Origin of the sequence: Chryseobacterium panacisoli (genome assembly GCF_008274625.1) — a bacterium.
Taxonomy (GTDB): Bacteria; Bacteroidota; Bacteroidia; order Flavobacteriales; family Weeksellaceae; genus Chryseobacterium; species Chryseobacterium panacisoli.
The window spans coordinates 23832-43956 of sequence record NZ_VTRU01000005.1; the positions used below are offsets into that span (position 1 = coordinate 23832).

The window sequence follows — 20125 nt, forward strand, 5'->3', positions numbered from 1 at the left end:
TGGCAATCCAACTTCTGGGTTCCGGAATGAATATTTATTATTAATTAATCAGGACATGTCTGTGTGTTCATACATTGCCAGCTGAATGTAGTTCCACCATCTGTTGAGGTATACACCTTCAGGCATTTATTTGTTGTATCATACACCATCATTCCTTCTACGAAATTAGCAGCAGGAATTCCCACAGGATTATCTGAAGCATCAAAAGCCAATCGGTTAGGTACAAAACCTTTGGTTTTAGCTTCCAATACAAGCCATGCTCCGCTACGTATTGCAGGCCAGTTATCAGCTTGTGCCATTGATCTGTCTAACGAAGTGATTCCTACCTTGCTAATTAATGTTGCTCCACCAGTCGTAGCACCTGGTTTATAGCATGGTACTCCTGTACAATCATTTATAATAACATCTACCGAAGGTGAGGTTGTACTTCCATTATCATCTGTAATCACTACGTAGTAATAATTTGTTACCGGAACAGAAGATGCTGGCGGTGTATAACTTGCAGATGTAGCCCCAGCTATTATTGTTCCTCCAGTATTGGTGTTTGTTGTGTTACTGTACCATTGATAATTCAATGTTCCTGTTCCTGTTGCAGAAACTGCAATCGCTGCAGGTGTTGTATTTGTACATACCGTTTGGTCATCAGGAGTAAGTTGCTTAATAACAGGCGGCTGCGGCGTAATACTTGCCGAACACATTGCTATTAAGGTACCATTGGCACCGCCTCCACCATTGATCGTTAATGTTGTAAAAGCATTTGGCGCACTGATTTTGAAAACACCACCACCTCCAGTACCTGCAGGCGAACCCTGACCAGAGATTATTTTATTTCCATTAATTGTTGAATAACAAGAATTATTAGAGAAGAGAGATACTGCTCCCCCATTGGAATTGAAAATAAAATCTTCATTATAGGTATTTCCTGAACCTGATAATAGAATTACCAAATCATTAACGGGCTTATCAAAGGTAAAGGTAACAGACCATGCAGAAGCTGGCGTAGCAGTAGTCTGCGAGTTATTACCCACCCATAATGATCCCGGGCTAATAGTATCTCCGCTACAACTTCCGTAAGCAGGAGTATAATAAGTCACATTACCTGAAGATGAAGAAGTTACCTGAATCCCATTAACTGTTATTGTTCCATTAGCAGGTATATTGGCAGTACCTGAACATGCAATTGGAGAAGTAACATGAAGTCTGTAATCTTCAATCTCTCCACGATACGCATTGGCTGCATAAGCTCCTGTAGTCTGGCCGTCGCCAACAGCTCTTTCGTCATATAAAGCAGTAACCGTATTATCAGTAAGGGTTCCGTCTGATAATCTCAGGCGCAGATACACATTTGAAGTCACTATATCAGCAGTATTTGCGGCTGTCCATGTAAGCGCAACGGTTCCATTTACAGTATTATTAGGAACTGAAACAGAGGTAGCTTCCTTGCTTTCAAATACTCCGTTATTATTTATATCGATCCAGCCATATAATACTTTTGCTAATCCTATAACGTTCGTTACTTTTACAGGTAAAGAAAATGCTGTTCCTCTTATTACTTCATTTGCACTAGGGTTTACTCCATCTTCGTCCAGTCCATCACCATTCGTTGCGTTGTTATCAGTATCTGCAACTACACTTTGTGCAGAAGGTTCTATGTCCGGAGTTGTTCCTATCTGTAATGCTGCACTTGAAATTTGTCTGGCAGGAATCAAGACTGCACCTGGTTTTTCATAACTCACAGGAACATCACCATAATCTAAATCAGTGGCTACCGGAATAGTATAGTCTTCAATCTCACCATTGTATATTACAGGACTGGCAGCATATTCTCCTGTACTAAGGCCATCAGCAAGTGCACGTTCATCTACTACAAGTCCCGGAGCACCAGTTATAAAATCAGTCAATACACCTTCCGATATACGTAAACGCATATATAGTTGGCTTGGATTTCCAACAATACTAGTGGCAGTTGTTGCCCAGTTCAAAACTATATTTCCTTGACTAACTCCTGCAGGAACTGAAGCCATAGTTGCTTCTGAGGCTTCAAAGCTGCCATTGTTATTAAAATCAATCCAGCCATATAGTGTTTTGGCAGCACTTGTACTATTTGTTGCCGTAACATTTAAGCTATAACCACCGCCAGACACTACAGGTCCCGGTACTGTTCCATCTTCATCGTCTTCCCCATCAGTATCATCTCCTAAAGCATTCCCCGTTTGTATTTGTTTTACCACTTCATAATCTGCCAGATTATTACCAAGATATAATCCCTGACTGGATGCCTGTCTTGCAGGAGCTACCATATTAGTCCGGCTTGTTTCATAAGAAGCATGAGCAGCATCTCCATAATCTAAATCAGTAATTACAGGTAAAAGATAATCTTCCACCTCACCACCATAGGCTATATTATAAAGACCTGTATTAAGCCCATCTCCTATAGAGCGTTCATCCACTAATGCACCTGGTACACCTGTCACAAAATCACTCATAGAAAGATTTTCAGATACACGCAGACGCATATACACCTTCGTGGTACCTGTAGGAATAGTATTGGTACTGGTTCCTGTCCATAAAAGTGTTGCTGTTTGTTGAGATGCAGAAGTTGGTACTGAAACTGAAGCTAACTCAGAAGCTTCAAATCTTCCATTATTATTAATATCAATCCATCCATATAGTGTTTTTGCGACACCTGTATTATTCAGTACACTCACTTTAGAATAGTAATTAATTCCTTTATAAACGGGCATTACTGAAGTAATACCATCTTCATCCGTTCCATCTCCATTGGTTCCGTTATTATCAGCATTAGCTGCCACGGCATTTGGAGCAGATTCAATATCTACTGTGCTACCCAATCTTAAGGTAGAAGAAGAAGCCTGACGTGCGGGCTGGTATACAGGCACTGCGTCTTTGGTATATTCGTACAAATTAGCAGGTACATCACCATAGTCATATAAGTTACTCACTTGAAACTGATAATCTTCAATTTCTCCTTCATCAACACCCTGTCCAAAGCTTCGTGTATCTATCAATACAACATTAGCACTATTGCTATTGGTAAGAGCGGTTCCTGAAAGACGTAGTCTCACATAGGTTTTTCCTGCTGAAATTACAGAAGGTGATGCATTTGTGGAATTCCAGGTTAGAGTAAAGTTACTGGTGGTACCCGCAGTTACTGATGCAGAAACTACTGAAGCTTCATTTCCGTTAAATACGCCATCTCCGTTAAAATCAATCCATGCATACAGATTCTTCGTCCCGGTAACGGTTGTATTAACGGGTACAGTCAGTGTAAACGGAGCACCGCTTGTAATAGTTTGAGGTGTCATCACTCCATCTTCATCTGCACCGTCTCCATTGGTCCCGTTATTATCATCTCCTGAAGCTACCGCATTGTTAATAAGCTCATAGTCTACTGTCGTCCCAATAATAAGTTCAGGGATTATACTGTTGGTATGAGATGCAGGAATTCCATTTTCATAACTGCCGGGTACATCTCCGTAATCTTTTGTGATGATCAGCTGATAATCCTCTATTTCCCCTAGAGAAGCAGAAGTATACAATCCTGTACTAAGCCCATCTGCAATAGCTCTTTCATCCACTACCATTACATTAGTGCCTGTAGTAAGATCTGCTATTGTTAATTCGGCATTGGGCTGTACCAATCTTAATCTCATGTATACTTTTCCGGTGGAAGCTGCAATAGTATTCACCTGAGCCGCTGTGAAGCTGACATTCGCAGATACGGCATTATTGGCAACCGGTGCTGTAGCAAACTCACTTGCTTCAAATCTTCCATTATTATTAAAATCTATCCAGGCATACAGTGTAGCCGCAGCTCCTGTAGTATTATTTACTCCTACAGTATATGTATTTGTAGCATTGGTACGGATACGCAGTTGATCCAGGGAAAGGCCGTCATCAGAAGCTCCATCGCCATTAGGATTATTATTATCCGTTCCGGAAGCAACAGAAGATGGACCTGGTTCCAGCGTGTAAGACATTCCTAAAAACAAAGCATCTGTTGCAGAATTCCTTGCAGGTTTAAAGTTCGCAGGATTTCCCAAACCGTCCTTATCCATTTCATAGCTTTCCGGAGCATCTCCAAAGTCTAGATTTCTGGTTACCATAAAACGATAATCTTCCACTTCTCCATTAACCGGAATCGTATAGATCCCAGTATTAGCACCATCACTTATGGAACGTTCATCCACAGCTGTTGTAACAGTGTTATCTGTACCTGCAGTTTGCGTAAGCCTGATCCTTATATACAGATTATTGATTCCGTCTGGTATTGTATTCGTCTGTGTTCCTCTAAACCAAAATGTTTTTACAGAATTGCCAACAGCAGCCGACTGATAACCTGTAACAGAACCAGTTGCCAATGTGTAAGAAGCTTCACTGGCTTCAAACTTTCCGTTATTGTTAAAATCTATCCATGCAATAACCGATGATGCAGTCTGAACTGTAACCGGTACTGAAAAACTAAATGGAGCCGCTTTTGTAATAATAGGAAGGGTTCCAGAAAAGCCGTCTTCATCAATACCGTCACCATTGGTTCCATTATTATCATTACCAACTGTTACACTCTGTACAGCATCCTCGCTATCTATAACAGAGCCAATCTTATACTGAGGAGTAGCAATCTGTCTTGCAGGGTTTGAAACACCTGCATTATTGATCTCATACGAAGCAGGAACATCCCCGAAATCATATAAATCCACAGGCAGCTGATAGTCTTCCACTTCTCCAAAAGCAGTAATAAGAGCATTAGCAGCATTATTACTGGCCGTAGCTCCATTTCCTATACTTCTTTCATCAATGACAGCACTATTACTCCCTGAATTAAAGTCAAGAAGTGACAAATTGGAAAGTCTCAGCCTTGCGTATACTTTGGAAGTTCCTGCTGGAATCAAAGCTGTTTGAGCCGCTGTCCATGTTAGTGTGGCATTTGTAGCACCCGTTACAGCTATGGTAGCAGTTGTAAATTCTCCTATCTGGAATCGTCCGTCTGCGTTGATATCCAACCATCCATATACGTATTTGGTTCCTGTCAGGGTTCCCGGAACATTCACAGGAACAGTGATACTGTAAGCCACATTACGGCTTACACTCGTTAACGATGTAATACCATCTTCATCTGCTCCGTCTCCATTGGTTCCATTATTATCAGCTCCTGCAGCAACACTGTTTGGAGAAATTTCTGTATCCAGAAGAGTTCCCATAGTAAATCCTGAAAGCGGAGCATGCAATGCCGGCAAAGGATTTCCATCCTTATCATTCTCAAAGGCAGCAGGTACATCTCCGTAGTCGAACGCATTGGTTACTTCTATCTGGTAGTCTTCCACTTCTCCTCCGGCTACTATACCGTTGTCCGCTGCATTACCTGTGGAAACAGCACCGTTTCCAATACTTCTCTCATCAATAACAGCACCCCCACTCGCCGCTGTGGTAAAATCCTGCAATATTCTGTCGGAAATTCTAAGCCTCATATAAAGCTTAGTGGTTCCAGCTGCAATGGTAGAGGTTTGTGCCGGAAGCCAGGTAAGAACCTGGGTACTGCTTCCTGTAGTACTGAAAGCAACCGTTGCAAATTCTCCGGCTTCAAATCTTCCATTGTTGTTAAAGTCAATCCATCCGTATACATATTTTGTCCCGGAGGGATTATTAACCGGTACGTTTAAAGTATAAGATATTCCTTTCCTGATCTGGTTGGATGCAATATTGATGGCATCCTCATCGGCTCCATCTCCGTTGGCTCCATTGTTATCTGCCCCTGAGGAAACACTGTTAGGAGCAAGCTCAGAATCCGGAAACATACTTCCTAATGAAAAATTGGGACCAAGGGAATGTGCCGCAGGAGCATAAACTCCGTCCTTGGTGAAATCATAAGAGGAAGGAACATCACCATAATCATAAATAGCTGAAGTAACACTTGCCCATATTGTACCTACTGTGATCCCATCAACTTCAAGGGTCGGAGCATTAGCCGCTGTTCCCTGCATTAGCGCAATATATGAAACTGAAGTCATATCCGCAGCAGTCCCGGTGTGAGAGACATCCGCTGTGAAAGGTTCAGTTCCTGAGGGGGGATCTACATATAGTTTAACCATATCATTGGCTGCTCCTGCAATCTGTTCGTACTTCAGAACCACCCTGATGTTACTATTGAAGGATCTTATGGCTGATTCATAAACAACAGTTCCTGGGGATCTCATCACTCCAAAACTGAACCCTGTACCATTTGCCCGGATATATAACCGGGCAATATCATTCAGGGAGATCACGTAATCTCCCGCAGCCTGTGCAGCAGATACATTCACCACAGCACTGGCATATACCGCCGGTGTTGTTGCATTGAGGGCTGTTGATGTAAAGCTATGGTATACATCCTGTCCGCTGCTTGCCAAAAATACTTTATTCCCAAAACCATTGGCAATAGTACCTGTCTTCGAAAGGTTTCCATTAGACACAGCTATGGCAGGGGCTCCTGCTGCAAGCTGTAACCAATTGGCATTCGTAAGCAATGTACCGGAAGCATAATTGAAACTCTCTGTCAGCAGATTCTGAGACTTTACAGCAGTCAAACTACTGAAAGCCATCAAAATAATCCATGCCGACCGAAAAGTATATTTTCGGACATCATAATAGGTTGATTTTAATTTCATAGAAAATAAATATTAAATAATTTTTTAGTCTGAATTTCAAACAAAGACAACCAAGAAACAACTCACTAATAATGAATGTTTTACAAGTTGAAATTTAATTCCGTTATTTTGAAGTTTAGACCTGCGTTTTTCAATCATGAGATAACCCAATCAGAAAATGTCTATATATTGATTAATAGACTTCCGTCGTTGAGATATGTGTTTTTCAGGCACTTATTCTTTGTAGACCTGTAGTTGATTTTAGGGACTTTGTGTATGAATGATACCTGTCCGGATGTTGTCGAGAAATTATAGTAGGTAAGTTTTCATCTTTCTGTGTTTTGTATTTTTTAATATGCCTAAAAATTTCTGAAAGGTTTCTTAGAATTCTCAGTAGCGTGATAGGCGAAAACTATGATTATATCAACATATCCAAAATTACATTGAATTCTACAGGAATAATCAGAGGTATTCGAAACAATAATTTTCGGCAAAGGTACATTGAACCCTATCAAAAACATAAATATATACTGAATGATTTCGGAAATAACAAAATAGTAATTTCACCTCAACACACTGATTATGTCACAAATACAATACAAATTCCTTTTGCTTCTTTTACATCAATCAGCTTTTATATAATTACTTTTTCAACCCTTGATTGTAATAAAAAATAACATAGTAAAATTAATTTACAAATGAAATTAATAACTATATAAAACAGATTTATTTAATGATCAGATTTCAGAAAAAGGAAAAAATACTGAAAGCCCATTAAAATATCAATCAACATTTTCCAGATTCTACCCTATTTCCTTTTTCAATCTTATATTATTTGGGTTTTCTTGTGTTAAAATGGCATCATAAAAAGTATTAAATGGATTAATACAATTTAAGATATTCCGAATTTCTTACTCTATTTAATGATTTTTTCTATTTAAAATTTCCTCATCAATATTGACATTTCAAGAAATATTAATATTAATATTCAATTTTTTATGAAATAAAATGCAATTATAACACAATACGATTGTATATTAGTATGAAGACAAAACCAATAATCATCACAATATGAATACTGAAAATTTTAGCACCCTTGAACTGCTTCGAAAACAGTTCAGGTATCCGTTCCCCACCTTAAAAAACCCCAATGCCGAGCAATTACAACAACTCACTGAAAATCAGTGGATCGATGGAGAATATCTCTGGCTGTATGAACAAAACCCCGATCTTCGAAAAAAGTACAAAAAAACCAAAACGGCGCATATTGCGGCGCAATGGTTTCCAACAGCATCACCTGAACGGTTCAAGCCCATCTGCAGACTGATGTTGTGGACCTTGTACAATGATGATCTGTATGAAGAAAGTGAACCTGAAGATATAGGATATGTACACGCCCAATCTATTGCCATACTAAAGGGCGAGATCAATGCTGAGGACTCAGGAATACCTTTAGGCCCTATGTTGGCTTCATTAAGAGCTGAACTGTTGGAGTTTATTCCGCAGGAATCAGTGGCCCGCTTCACCCAAATGATCAGCAGGTATTTTACAGGATTAGAAACCGAATTAAGATACAAGAAAAATAAAGCTTATCCCAGTGTGAGCGAATGCATTGCTTTACGTGAAAATTCTATTTGTTTGTATCCTTTTCTACAGCTTACAGAATTAGAAACAGGAATTGTACTTCCACAAGAGATCCACGAGCATCCCGTGATCATTCGTTTACAAACACTGGCATGCCACCTAGTTACTTTTTTCAATGAAGTACAATCTGTATTGAAAGATGAAGCAACCGACAGTATCTATTACAATATTGTAAAGGTGATTCAGCATGAACGCCAGATGTCCCTAAAGGAGGCCTGTCTTGAGGATTTGCGTCTTCACAACGAAGACCTGAAAGAATTTGTAGAATTACAAACCTCTCTCCCTGATTTTGGAATATGGCAGGATGCAGTGGTCAACTGGGTTCATTATATGAGCATGGTACTTAGTGGATGGAAAAATGTATCTACAAAGCTGGACCGCTACAATGCCATGGAATTTCCAGAAGCAAGCGAGCTAAAGGAAAAGTTGAACCAAGTTCGATAAGACTTTAAGCAAAAATATTTTTTAATCTAAAATACACAATAATGAAACAATTGGACATCCCAGTTTTACAATATTCCTGGGCTTATAAAGTTGCACCTTTTGCAGAATCATTCTATGAAGAACAGAATGACTGGATTGATAGAGACTACCAATTCATGCCTGAAGCAACGAGAATTAAATACAAAAGAAATAATCTGATACAAGCAGCCTCATATATGTTTCCTGCCACCAAAACAATGGAACAGATGAGACCCATTGCAAGATTTATGGTTTGGCTAACACTGTATGAGGATTATTATGAGCTTTGTCCTGTAAAAGAGTTAGCTTCCGTCAGAGATGACATTATGAATGTAATGCTGGGCGATAATCCCAGACCAGGTGACATCGGGCTACTGAGACAGGTTGCATTAAGCAGGGATGAGTTCCGTCCTTACGTTAATGATAATTGGTTTCAACGTTGGGCAGAGTCTTTCCATGACTACACCACTTACGGAATTATGGAGGAAACCCCCTACAAATTAAAACAGGAATTTCCAACATTAAGCCACCTACTCCTCATGCGAGAGTATTCAATCTCTATGTATCCTTATGCTGACCCGGTTGAACCATCTATGGGCTTTATTGCACCTGATTCTGTTTCAAAACACCCTGTTATTAAACGACTGAAGACACTGATGTCCCGTATTATGGTCATCCAGAATAGCTTTGCGTCCATAGAAAAGAAATTGATAATAAGCCCGGATGTGCTCAATATTATATTTGTGATGAAACATCAATACAAAATTTCATTGGAAGAAGCCTGTATGGAAGCGATGCAGATGCATAATAACTATGTAAGGGAATTTGTGGAATTAAAGGTTAATCTCCCTGAATTTGGTCCTCTTCAAAAGGATGTAGAAAACTTTGTACATCATATGACGTTGATGCTTTCAGGATTGGGTGCTTGGTATCATTTGGGAAAATCACCCTGCTACGAAGTCCCTGGAGAATATCCTAGACCGGAATATGCTCAACAGGGATAATTTCAGAAAAATAAGTCTATAATAATGAAATACTATACCACTGCTGAGTTGAAGGAAAACCGAGAAAAATATATCATAACCTCAGTAATATGATCCGTAATTAATCAAACAATAAGTCTAAAATTAAAGCCCGAAAAACTTGATTATGAAAAACATCATTCACATCCCAAAGCCTGCTTATCCCTGGCCTACAGTATACAGCCCGATTAGTGAAACTTTTTATAAAGAAGAAAGCACTTGGTATGACACTGATTATGGTTTCATGAGCCCGGAATCTATAAAAAGGTACAAAAAACAAAGACTTGTTCAGGTGGGAGCTTTTATGTCCCCCACCACTTCAGACCGGGATATTTTCCGTCCCATTGGCAGATTTGCTGTCTATGTAACTACCTTCGATGATTATGTTGAACTTATGCCGCTGGAAGAGTTAAAAGTTTTCAGAGACCGGATTTTTGAAGTAATGACCAGGGAAGATCCCCACCCTGAAGAAAGAGGGATACTCCGCCAGATGGCAGCAGCAAGAAAGGAATTTATGGACAACGGAATGCCACAGTTCTGGATCGACCGGATTGCCACCAATTTTCATCGTTTCATTACGTATGGTATCATGGAAGAAACTCCTTTTAAATTCAACAAAACCTATCCATCACTTGCCCGCTATCTGATGATCCGTGCCTATTCTATAGGTATGGTAACCTATTGAGACCTGATAGAGCCGGCTACCGGCTTTGCACTTCCTGTTGACATCTATAATCATCCGGTTATTCAGCGTCTGGTAATACTTCTTGCCACTATTATTGCCATTCAGAATGATTACGCGTCGATAAGAAAGGAAATGACTATAGAATCGGAAAGATTCAATATCATGTTTATCTTACAGAATGAACAGAACATATCATTCGAAGAAGCTTGTATTGAAGGATTGAGAATACATGATGAATTTGTAAAAGAAATGGAATCCTTATCTATATGCCTACCTGATTTCAGCCCTTATCAGAAAGAAGTGGAAAATTATGTCTATCACATGAAACTGATGGTAACTGGTTGCAATGCCTGGTATTATGAAGGAGGGACGCAAAGGTACTTCCCGGATGGCTTTGCAGTAACCCCGGACGGGCAAGCCCCAATACCTTTGGATTTTGAGGTAAAACATATCTCCCGGGAATAGAAATGCTATAAGTCTTAGAACAAATAATTAAAACACACCATAATACTATAATTAAGTTTTTAATAATGTAAAATAATAGATATGAAAGAAGAATTAATCCTTCCACAATGCCGTTATCCGTGGCCAACTATTCCCAGCCCAATTGCCAATGCTTTTGACGATGAAGAAAAAGCATGGTACGATAATGACTATACCTTTATTTCTGAAGAGGGAATAAAAAGATGTAAACCTCAGTTTCTATCCAGGGTCGCTACTTATATGAACCCAACATGCGACAGCATGGACCGCATGCGTCCCTGTGCCAGATTAATGATCTATATTACAATATTTGATGATTTTTTTGGAATGACCCCTGCAAATGAATTGAAAATAATGGCAGACCGTGTATATGAAGTGATGATGGGTCAAGATCCACACGAAGATGAAATTGGCATTTTGCGCCAGATGGCACAAGCCAGAAAAGAATGGGAAACATTTATGCCTCGTTTTTGGATAGACCGTGTCTCCATTAACTTTTATGAATTTATCATGTATGGTATGATGGAAGAAATCCCCTTCAAACAAGCTGAAAATAGAACATATCCCTTACTTGCCCACTATCTTAGTTTCCGGAAATATTCTATAGGAATGTGGCCTTACGGAGATCTGATAGATCCTTCAGTTAATTATGCATTACCTGTCCATATTTACAATCATCCTATTATACAGCGTTGCAGAGAACTATTATCTCTGATTATTGTGATCCAGAATGACTTCGCCTCTCTTAAAAAAGAACTTGAAATAGAAAATGAATCTTTAAATATTATTTTTATTCTAAGAAATCAATATAAAATTTCTTATCAGGAAGCCTGTACAGAGGCTATGAAACTACATGACGCATATGCTCAGGAGCTGGATGATTTGCATCAATCTCTTCCAGACTTTGGCTCTTTTCAAGAAGAAGTATATAATCATGTTTATCATATTAAATTGCAAATAAGCGGCTGCGCTGACTGGTATTATAATTCAGGTACAAGCAGATACGAGCATAAGGCATTTATTGTACCTCAGTATGGTAGAGAAGGTGATGATATTATTATTCCACACAGTATTTTTATAAAGGAATAGCAAAAAAATGATTCTCTTATACAATCCGTTAAATTGATAAAGACCTTAAGTTTATACAATTTCAAGCCTCTCTTCCTGATTTTGGTATTTGGCAGGAAGCTGTGGTTAATTGGGTACATTATATGTATATGATACTAAGTGATTGGAAGAATATTTTTACCAAACTTGATCATTATAATACCAAGTTTCCCAACCTTTCAGAATTAAAAGAAACTTTCGGGCACAATCACCTTTGATAACCAAGGAAATACGGTTATTAATAATAGAATAACTAAAAATAAAACCAATTAAAATGGAATCTGAAGTTAAACATTTCGAACAACCTTACGCATTAATTTTTGAATATCCATGGCCAGATTTGGTAAATCCTCATTTTGATCAAATGAAGGAAGATCTAGAAAGCTGGTTGGATACTGACTTTACCTTTTTATCTGCGAAAACCCGTGAAAGTTATAAACGCATGGGCCTACACGGGGCCACCGCCAGGATGCTTGCTATAGCACCAACTTATGAGCATGCAAGTGCCTGTAATCGCTTCATGATCTGGATTACCACTTTTGATGATTATTGCGGATTATGTACTGTTGAAGAGGTAGATAATATACATAAAAGAATAATTGGTATCCTCAAAGGTAATCAGCCACTGCCTGATGCGCATCCTCATGATAAAATAATGGCACAGATCAGGGATGAATATCTTGCAGTTACCTCTCCCGAATGGCTGGAGACATTCACCTTTTTTATGGATCGTTATATAAAATACGGAATGCGTGCCGAAGCTCCTTATAAGACAACAGGAACATTTCCTCCGCGGAACTATTATATGATATTCCGGGAATATAGCATTGCCATGTATGCCTATGAACCCTGGGCTGAACTTGGGCTTGGATTTGTTTTGCCTAAAGAGATTTCTGCTCATCCTGTAATCCAGCGAATTCAGGCATTAACGAGTAGAATAATGAGCTGGCAAAATGATGTGTATTCATTGAAAAAAGAAATTGCCAGAAAAGGAGAGGTGATTAATTTGGTACTTATTATACAGCATGAAGAAAATATCTCATTGGAGGAGGCGACACAAAAAGTAGTATCCATTCATAATGAAGATGTAGCTGAATTTGTTGCTCTGCATGAAAACCTGCCAGATTTTGGTGATTGGAACGACCGGGTATATCAATATGTACTTTATCAGGGAATGATGATTCAAGGATTGAATACATGGTACATAAAGGATACTTTGCGTTATCATTCCAGTGATCAATATGCTGAAAAGGAATATACTCGGCTGAACAAATAGTCTTAAGGAAGTACTAACGGGCAAGACACACTACCTTTGGATTTTGAGATAAAATTGAGATAAAACATATTTCCAAGGAGTAGAAATGCCATAAAATTTCTTGGAACAAATTATTAAAACATGCGATCTACTATAATTTAATTTTTAATAATATAATACGATAACCATGAGAGAAGAATTAATTGTTCCTAAATGCCATTACCCCTGGCCTACAGTGAATAGCCCTATTGCCAATGCTTTTGATGATGAAGAAAAAGACTGGTATGATAATGATTATACTTTTATTTCCGAAGAAGGGATAAGAAGATGTAAACCTCAGTTTCTATCGAGAGTTGCCACTTATATGAATCCTACATGCGACAGCATAGAACGTATGCGTCCCTGTGCCAGAATGATGATCTATATCACCCTTTTTGATGACTATTTCGGGATGACTCCTGCAAAAGAACTGGAAGTCATTGCAGATCGGGTGTATGAAGTAATGATGGGTGAAGATCCGCGTGAAGATGAAATTGGAATTTTGCGCCAAATGGCAGCGGCAAGAAAGGAATGGCTGGCTAATGGCATGCCACAGTTCTGGATAGAGCGTATTTCCATCAATTTTTATGAATTCATCATGTATGGTATCGCAGAAGAAATACCTTTTAAGCAAGCTGAAAACAGAACATATCCTTTGCTTGCTCACTATCTCAGTTTCCGAAGGTATTCAATTGGCATGATGCCCTATGGTGACCTGACAGATCCGGCCATTAATTACGCATTACCCGTTCACGTTTATAATCATCCCATTATGCAGCGTTGCAGGGAACTTCTATGTTTGCTTATTGCCGTTCAGAATGATTTTGTCTCTCTGAAAAAAGAAATTGAAATAGATCATGAATGTCTTAATATTATTTTCGTTCTAAGAAATCAATATAAACTTTCTTACCAGGAAGCCTGTACAGAAGCCATGAGAATACATAATGCCCATGCCCAGGAACTTGATCACCTGCATAATAATCTTCCTGATTTTGGTGAATTTCAAGAAGCGGCATACGATCATGTTTATCATATTAAACTGCATGTTAGTGGCTGTGCCAACTGGTATTATAACTCCGGAACCAGCCGATATGAACATAAAGCATTTATTATTCCACAATATGGTAAAGAGGGTGATGATGCAATTATTCCACACAGCATTTTTGTAAAGGAATAATAAGACACTTCAATCGGTTATACTGTACAGGATTCAGGAAACTGCAGGACCTATTGTAAGTAACGAGGATCTGCAGGCTTTATTCAACATAAATGATCATACACCATGATAACCCGTTTGACAAATTTATTTTTAAAAAATCTATTCATCAAACCAATGAAAACAGAGAGAAAATTAACAATTAATCCCAAGGATTTTTTCCCTCCGGGATACTATCCCTGGGCCGATGGTATTTCAGCCCCTACAGAGCTTATGAAAAAAGCTGCTGATGACTGGTATGATAACGCTTACACTTTTTTGACTGAAGAGGTAAGAGAAAGATACAAACTGCAGATGCTGCATATGGCTGCCGCAAGAATGACTCCTGAAGCATCATCAATTCCCGATGAACATATTATACCCTGCAACCGCTGGATGATCTGGATCGCCGTCTTTGATGACACCTATGGACTTTGTCCTATAAAAGAGTTGGAAAAAATAAGAATACAAATGCTTTCTGTACTACAGGGAAGAAATCCGTCTGTCCATGAGAACGGGCTATTTCACGAGACGGCTATTATGCGGAATGAATTCATGTCTTTTCTTCCCGATGAATGGATACAACGATTTGTAGAGCGAATGAGTACTTATATGAAGTATGGCCTTATAGAGGAATGCCAGTATTCAAGACTCGGGAAAACACCTCCTCCTTACTTGTTTTAATTTCATTCGCACGATATCTACAATAGTATGTATATGTGCACCATTCACAGACTAGCTTTATTTAGAAAAAATTGAGAATCAAACAGCGTAATGCTTTATATCAATACAATCCAAAGCTGAAGAAATATTCCAGCACACTATATAAGTATACAATATACTTACCTACTATTTTTATTGTTGTAATAGATTAAGAATAATAAAAAGGTACCATTGATCACTAATGGTGCCTTTTTTCTAGTTTGTAACAAATATCCATCTTTGTTACAATATATAGTATACTTTGTTATATTTATTGTTTAACTATAGTGAGCACATTATACCCCCCACTTCCTGAAATATCAAACTGACTTATTGTTCCATCAAATCCTACAGAAAGGTCTTAATCTATCTCTCTTATTCAGGTATACGCTTACCATACATGCCGAACCTACAGGTACAGCATTAGGACTGGCTCCAGTATCTGAAGTGTAGCCATTATTTGTTTTTACCCTTTGAGTAATTATCCTTCTAGGGGTTCTAACTTTCCAAATAACCTCCGTTTGGTTATTACCACCCATAGTTACTTTGTTGGATTGTAATGCAAATGTAAAGTTTGCAAAGTACACACCATCTTGCTAGGCAGTAAATTCACCTGTTGCTGGTGTAAAATTAGTCGTTGGAACACCAGAATAATGGTCTAACGCTTGTGCTCAATTACTCAAATAGGATGAACGTTGTTGAATAACCCCTGATTTAGTTTCTATTTCGGAAGGGTGTAACACTTTCAAATACATATGTATCCTGGGCTGTTTTATTGGTATTTCCTATTCCACCGAACCATTGTTTTATCTAAGATTACATTACCTGAATCAGTTTTAATTTCAACAAGACCCATGGGATTTTATATCCCTAATACAATTTGGGAATTAACCTGTGTTACAATGAACAGCAGAGATATGAAAGCGGTTATTACGCTTTTAATTTTATAATTTAGTATAGTCATTGTCACTTTTTACAATTCGCTAATGCTTAAATTACACTTTACAGCATCATCCTTTTTAAGATTAAAAATGGTATTGCAATTACCGCTTATATAATTACTTACTGTGCCAGCCTGAAATGCCGGATAAGAATTGACTATTTTAAATATGGGAATATTATCTGTGCGCTCTTTGCTTTCTATTGCTGTTTCTAAAAATGTATTTTTAGAGATGATAATATTGAAAGAAACCAAATAAAACCCATCCTGTGAGGCTTTAAAAAACACCATTAACAGTATCTAAATCTACAGTTTCCATCCATACGCCAATATAGGTAACAGCATTGCTCTGTATATTTTTTGCAATCACAGCGCCTTAGTCGGCGTTGTAAGCAGCAAGGCAATCCATTGTTCACCATCAGAATAATCCAAAAATTACAATATCAATCGTCCATATAAATTATTAAATGGACTTAGCCATGGTTATATGCTAAAGAATATTTGATCAATTGAAGCATATTTTGTATTTATGAACTGTTTGAAAAAGGGAAAGCCTTCACTCTTTCAATACTCTTGACATCAAGGGTTTTAGTTGGAAAATTTGTTTTAATTCGTACCTAAGTAGGAAAACAACAGTTAAATTTAATTTTTTAATATGTGTTATTGTATCTACATTGTTCCCAATATAATAACATGATGGAATATTTTGTATTTAATTTTCAGAGCTTTAATAATTCCGGATTATCATAATTATTCGGGAAAACAAAAAATATGCAATCCCCTTTTTCTTATTTCACCATAATAAACTGAAATACTAAGCTTTACGAGTAACAGACATGAAAATTTTCTTTTCTCCGGAAACCTGCATACACCACCATTTAAATTCATACCATCTGTAGGTATTGCTATCAATCTGTACCTGTAAATTTGTTGTCTCCACCTCAGCGTTTGCGGTTGTCCAAAATACGATGTTATTATAATCTATCTGAAGATAAGCTCCTGGTAGTAAATTATTATTTAGGGACGTTTCATTTTCATTTCCTACCGTTGCAAAAGACTGATAGCTCACCAGCAGCGGCGAACCAGAGATGTTATAAATTCGGGGATCATAATAGCTGGGATCAGCAGTACCCTGTAAATTCATTTCCAAACCATCAATAGACGGTAAACCCGGAAGATTATTAGCAATAATATAGGTTTTTAAATTAAAAGTGCTTGTCTGGGCAGTCACTGCAGGCACAGTGTAAATCCTTGTTATGGCCTCCCCTACAGGCAATCCGGGGTCAGTACCTGATTTCGGTAATCCATCCAGATAGCCCAAGACACCATTAGCATCAGCTACAACTGTTTTTACGGCGGTGAAAGTTTGATCTTTATTCACGGATTTTGTGCCATCAGGTTTTGTGAAAATAGCGTTAGCCATTTGATGTTTTGGAAGCTCCCTTATTCTTTCAATGCCGTTGACATCAAGAACTTCAGTGGGAATACCTGTGTTGATTCCTACCTGACCCAAAGCCATTGTAGATAGGAAAACAACAATTAAATTTAATTTTTTCATATGTGTTATCGCATCTCGTTGTTCCATCACATAATAGTAAGATAGAATGTTTGTTGTATTTATTAATCGTTTTCAAAGATTTAACAATTCCGGATAATCTTCATTATTCAGGAAAGTAAAAAACATAAAATACTTCACCTTATGCTTTGCTCTAATCGGTGAAAACCTATGCTTTACGAATGACTGATATAAAAATTTTCTTATCGCCGGATACCTCCATACACCACCACTTAAACTCATACCATCTGTAAGTATTGGCATCTATCTGTACCTGAACATTTGTTGTTTCTACTTCTGCAGCAGTAGTACTCCAAAATACGCGATCATCTATATCTACCTGCAGATAATTTCCTGCTGTGACGGTATTATTAAGAGACGTTTCGTTTTGGTTAAACTGTGTAGCAAATGTTTGGTAGCTTACCAACTGGGGGGCTGATGAAACATTGTAAATTCGTGGATCATAATAGGCTGAACTTACACCTTGTAGATTGATTTGCAGTCCGTCAATAATTGGCAATGCCGGAAGATTATTGGCGATGACATATGTGTTTAAATTAAAAGTGTTTACCTGGGCAATTGCAATAGGCACTGTATAAATCCTAGTTATGGCCTCCCCTACAGGCAATCCAGGATCGGTACTTAATTTCGGTAATCCATCCAGATAGCCCAGGACACCATTCGCATCAGCAACAACCGTTTTTACAGCGGTGAAAGTTTGATCCTTAACAGTTGATTTTGTACCGTCCGGTTTTGTGAAAATAGTGTTAGCCATTTGATGCTTTGGAAGCTCCCTTACTCTTTCGATCCCATTAACATCAAGAATTTCAGTGGGAACACTCGTATTGATCCCTACCTGACCAAAAGTTACTGTAGATAGGAAAATAGCAACTAAACTAATCTTTTTCATGATCTTAACTATAAATTGATAAATATTTTTCATCACTGGTCCTCCTTTAGTGGGGAACTCTTTTGTCCATTATGTGTACAAACTCACTTTATATTATTTTAATAAGGAGAATACAATATTAACAACAAACTTTTGCAGACCAAAAAAAAATGCTTCTTACATATACTCTTTATCATACTCAGATATACTCAAAACACATAACTACGTAATTGTCAATAAATTAAATAACTATTCTGATTCATTTAAAATTGATATAACCATACATTTCTAAGTATCTAAGCCTGTATGAAAATGAATATCAGTAAAAGAAGGGCAAAAGTTCAAGAGACAAACAATCATTATATAGTTATATGACTTGAGACAAAGAAAATGATAATGGTCAGTAAAGAACACAAAAGGTCCTGCATCATTTTTACCTGCGGATAGAATCCCTTTTTGCCTAAATTATATAATTGATGGATAATATCTGTACATTCTGTCTAAATTCTAGCAGTAAAAACAGCAATTTTTTATTTAAAAGAACAATAAAAATGTAAAGAAATTCAATCTATATGAGTTTTATCTAAATCATTTAACACAATTTTATAAATGAAGTCATTTAAACTTTTCATTTTTATAGAATTTTTCAGAGCAATTACAATAAAGGCTAAATAATTGAAAGATTTCCAGCTGGGTACCATAGTATCTTTATCTACAAGGTATTCCATTTTAGAAATCGAAAGTGGGTTCAGTCCAGCTCTAAGTATGCATATCTGTTATTTAGTGGTTGAATGAAGTTATTTTTAAAAGAGCTTTCCTTATATTATTTTTCTGTAAGAAATTCATATTACCAATTGTGTTAGAAGCTGTAGTTAATATTTTCTTTGACAAATAGGAAAACAGCTATACACATAAAAAAATTTACATCCTTTATTAAAAAATGAATGTTATATATTCAGAAAAAGACACCATAAAAAAAGACATCCCCCCACCTATACTACTTCAATATACTTACAGAAATACATAGTAAATTATACCCCATTTACAACAATTAAAAAATTCAACATTTACACATTAAATAAAGTAAAACATCAACATATATCAAAAAAAAAACAAATCAATAATACAACATTAACAACATATTACTAATTAATACACAACTCCTACAACATGCTTTCTTAGGATTCAAAAATTCTAAAATAAGCACCAAAGAAAAAATACTTTTTTTCAGAAATTATAACACAATACCCATATAGCTATAGCAGTAAATTTATAATTTCGCAGAGATCTTACCACAGATAATCAACTTTCGATGATGTATTAAAATAAAATTTAATTCCAAATAACAATTCCTCTTTAAAACACAAACAAATGACAAAAATTAATTCACTTATTTTCCAATACTTCCCGGTAGATAAATCAAGAGATATAGTAATCTTTTCTAGATAGAAAAATCAAAATCAGATTAATCATTTACATACTCTGACTTTAAAATTAAGGTCA

9 protein-coding genes and 1 pseudogene are annotated in these 20125 nt (G+C 37.3%); 7 read left to right on the plus strand and 3 right to left on the minus strand.

Annotated elements, in window-relative coordinates; all coding sequences use genetic code 11:
• Positions 1-44: 44 nt before the first annotated feature.
• Positions 45-6665, minus strand: a complete 6621-nt coding sequence (locus FW781_RS17565; RefSeq protein ID WP_149388604.1) for a beta strand repeat-containing protein — start codon at positions 6663-6665, stop codon at positions 45-47.
• A 1305-nt stretch (positions 6666-7970) separates the two neighbouring features.
• Between FW781_RS17565 and FW781_RS17570 the strand changes: the two genes are divergently transcribed.
• The 7 genes and pseudogenes from FW781_RS17570 to FW781_RS17605 all read left to right on the plus strand — a co-directional run bounded on the left by FW781_RS17570 (position 7971) and on the right by FW781_RS17605 (position 15220).
• Entirely contained in the window at positions 7971-8732 is a 762-nt protein-coding gene (locus FW781_RS17570) for a terpene synthase family protein (RefSeq protein ID WP_149388605.1), read from the plus strand.
• 41 nt (positions 8733-8773) lie between these two features.
• Complete coding sequence (locus FW781_RS17575; protein ID WP_149388606.1) at positions 8774-9754, plus strand: terpene synthase family protein; 981 nt, start codon at positions 8774-8776, stop codon at positions 9752-9754.
• Between the two features lie 322 nt (positions 9755-10076).
• Positions 10077-10922: pseudogene (locus FW781_RS22680) on the plus strand (terpene synthase family protein).
• An 81-nt stretch (positions 10923-11003) separates the two neighbouring features.
• Positions 11004-12029: a terpene synthase family protein gene (locus FW781_RS17590; protein WP_149388609.1), complete on the plus strand. Its 1026-nt coding sequence runs from the start codon at positions 11004-11006 to the stop codon at positions 12027-12029.
• 292 nt (positions 12030-12321) lie between these two features.
• Positions 12322-13323, plus strand: a complete 1002-nt coding sequence (locus FW781_RS17595; RefSeq protein ID WP_149388610.1) for a terpene synthase family protein — start codon at positions 12322-12324, stop codon at positions 13321-13323.
• A 166-nt stretch (positions 13324-13489) separates the two neighbouring features.
• Positions 13490-14518 (plus strand): terpene synthase family protein, encoded by a 1029-nt coding sequence (locus tag FW781_RS17600; RefSeq protein ID WP_149388611.1) that lies wholly within the window; start codon positions 13490-13492, stop codon positions 14516-14518.
• A gap of 156 nt (positions 14519-14674) precedes the next feature.
• On the plus strand, positions 14675-15220 hold the full coding sequence (locus FW781_RS17605; RefSeq protein WP_149388612.1) for a terpene synthase family protein: 546 nt from the start codon (positions 14675-14677) through the stop codon (positions 15218-15220).
• Positions 15221-16992: 1772 nt separating this feature from the next.
• On the opposite strand, the gene FW781_RS17610 is transcribed toward FW781_RS17605, so the two are convergent.
• Positions 16993-17736 carry a hypothetical protein gene (locus FW781_RS17610; protein ID WP_149388613.1) on the minus strand — a complete coding sequence of 248 codons (744 nt, stop codon included), beginning with the start codon at positions 17734-17736 and terminating at the stop codon, positions 16993-16995.
• Positions 17737-17902: 166 nt separating this feature from the next.
• Positions 17903-18508 carry a hypothetical protein gene (locus FW781_RS17615; RefSeq protein ID WP_149388614.1) on the minus strand — a complete coding sequence of 202 codons (606 nt, stop codon included), beginning with the start codon at positions 18506-18508 and terminating at the stop codon, positions 17903-17905.
• Positions 18509-20125: the final 1617 nt, after the last annotated feature.